At 71.5% G+C, this 2,720-nt stretch carries 2 protein-coding genes; both read left to right on the top strand.

What is annotated here, in order from left to right:
• A partial coding sequence (locus ABZ371_RS31395) for a carboxypeptidase (RefSeq protein ID WP_358686075.1) occupies positions 1 to 835 on the top strand: 835 nt, incomplete at its 5' end.
• Between the two features lie 74 nt (positions 836 to 909).
• Positions 910 to 2,649 carry a BCCT family transporter gene (locus ABZ371_RS31390; RefSeq protein ID WP_358686073.1) on the top strand — a complete coding sequence of 580 codons (1,740 nt, stop codon included), beginning with the start codon at positions 910 to 912 and terminating at the stop codon, positions 2,647 to 2,649.
• Positions 2,650 to 2,720 lie beyond the last annotated feature (71 nt).

Here is a 2,720-nt window from a genome sequence, read left to right as displayed (position 1 = left end):
CCGGGGCAACGCCGACGGCGTCGACGTCAACCGCGACCACGTCGCCCTGCGCACGGCGGAGGGCCGGGCCGTCGCCCGGGTGATCCGCGACCGGCGGCCCGCTGTGGTCGTGGACCTGCACGAGTACCGTGCCGCGCCGCCGTACCAGGACGAGGACCTGCTCGTCCTGTGGCCCCGCAACGGCAACACCGCACCCGCGGTCCTCGACGCCGCGCGGAGGCTGACCGACGACTACGTGAGGCCGGCGGCGGCCGCGGCCGGGTTCAGCGGCGGCCACTACGGCATGCCGGCCGGTCCCGTCACCCGGGCACCGGCCGGGCGGACGGCGGGCGACGGCCAGGAGCGGATCCTGCGCAACATCGCGGGCGTCAAGCACGCGGTGGGCCTGCTCGTCGAGTCCCGCACCGATCCCCGCACCACCGCCGAACGGGCCGACCACGCGCTCGTCCGGCGGCGCGGGGTCCGCTCCCAGCGCGCCGCGCTGCAAGGTGTGCTCTCCTTCGTCGGGGAACGCCGCGGGCTCGTCACGTCCGCGACCGGGGCCGCCCGCCGCGAGGCCTCCGCCGGCCGGGGCCCGGTGTTCCTGGGCGGAGCCGCCGACGCGCCCGGCGCCCCCGGTGGGGTTCTTCGGGACCCACCCTGCGGATACCGGCTCGACGCCGCGCAGTACGCGGACGCCGGCGACGAACTCGCTCTGCACGCAGTCGTCTCCCGCCCTGACGGCGCGGGAGTGTACGTATCGCTGCGGCAGCCTGCCCGGGCGCTGATTCCGCTGCTGCTGGACGAGCGGGCGGCATTTCACCTCACAGACGGTCGAGCCGATACCGCTTGTTGATCCCGTGTCAGCAGGGCCGTATGTGGTACTGCCTACGGGGAGCGAAACTTCGCACTGCGTGAAAGGTGCCATCTGTGTCACACGACGAGCAGGGACCGGGCGGACAGGGGGAGCTGCCGGCCGTCACGGCCGACCTGCCCGCCGAGCCGGACCACGGCCGGCGGCCCACCACCGACCGCGTGGTCTTCGGGGTCACGGCGGTACTCACCGTCGCTTTCGTGGTCTGGGGGTCCACGGCCACCGAATCCCTGGAGAGCGTCTCCAACAGCCTGCTCAAAGGGCTCATCCACAACGGTGGTTGGGCCTTCATGCTGGCCGCCTCCGGCTTCGTCGTCTTCGCCCTCTGGCTGGCGATCAGCCGGTACGGGACGATCTCGCTCGGCCAGGAGGGCGAGGAGCCGGAGTTCCGGACCGTCTCCTGGGTCGCCATGATGTTCAGCGCCGGTATGGGCATCGGCCTGATGTTCTACGGAGTGAGCGAGCCGCTGGCCCACTTCGTCAATCCGCCGCCCGGCACCCACCCCGCCGACGCCGCCGAGGCGATGCAGACGGCCATGGCGACCACGCTCTTCCACTGGACGCTGCACCCCTGGGCGATCTACGCCGTGGTGGGGCTCGCCATCGCGTACAGCACCTACCGCAAGCGGCGGCGGCAGACCATCAGCGCGGTGTTCGAGCCGCTGATCGGGGAACGGCACGCGCACGGGGGCGGCGGCCGGGTCATCGACATCCTGGCCATCTTCGCGACCCTCTTCGGCTCCGCGACCTCTCTGGGCCTCGGAGCGCTCCAGGTGGGCAGCGGCTTCCAGGAGCTGAACTGGATGGAGAAGACGGGCACCGGCCTCCTGATCGTGATCATCGGCGTCCTCACCGCCGCCTTCGTCTTCTCCGCGGTCACGGGGGTCGAGAAGGGGATCCAGTGGCTGTCCAACATCAACATGGTGCTGGCGCTCGTCCTGGCCGTGTTCGTCTTCGTCGCGGGCCCCACGATCATCGTGCTCGACCTGCTGCCCACGTCGATCGCCTCGTACTTCGGCGAACTGCCCCAGCTCGCCGGCCGCACCGAGGCCACCGGCGAGGGCGAGGTGGCGGACTGGCTCGCCAGCTGGACGGTCTTCTACTGGGCCTGGTGGATCTCCTGGACGCCCTTCGTCGGCATGTTCATCGCCAGGATCAGCCGCGGCCGGACCATCCGTCAGTTCGTGGGCGGGGTCATGCTCGTGCCCAGTGCGGTCAGCCTCATCTGGTTCGCGATCTTCGGTGGTTCGGCGATCCGGCTGCAGGAGGCCGGCCGGCTCGGCGGCGTCGGGACCACCCCGGAGGCGCAGCTCTTCGGCGTGCTCCGGGAATTCCCGATCGCCACGGTGATGAGCATCCTCGTCATGGTGCTGGTCAGCATCTTCTTCGTCTCCGGTGCCGACGCCGCGTCGATCGTCATGGGCACCCTCTCCCAGAAGGGTGTGCTGGAACCCGCCAAGTGGGTCGTCGTCTTCTGGGGAGTCGTCACCGGCGCGGTGGCGGCCGTCATGCTGCTCATCGGCAACGGGCAGGGCGACGCGCTGGCGGGCCTGCAGAACCTCACCATCCTGGTGGCCGCTCCGTTCACCCTCGTGATGATCGGCATGTGCGTGTCCCTGATGCGGGACCTGCGGCGCGACCCGATGATCGTCCGCCGGGAGTTCGGCGTGGAAGCCGTCGAGAGCGCGGTCATCCAGGGGCATGCCAAGTACGACGGGGACTTCGAGATCCGGATCGGTCCCGGGCCCGCGGAGGTCACCTCCGACGAGCGGCACAAGCACGAGCCGCCGGCCTGACCCGGTGCCCGGCCGGTGGCCCGGGGCGCCGGACGCGCCCGGCGCGGGCTGCCGTCCGGGGCGGGTCGGGC

Origin of the sequence: Streptomyces sp. NPDC005899 (assembly GCF_040629645.1) — a bacterium.
GTDB lineage: Bacteria > Actinomycetota > Actinomycetes > Streptomycetales > Streptomycetaceae > Streptomyces.
This window is presented reverse-complemented; position numbering and strand designations above follow the sequence as displayed.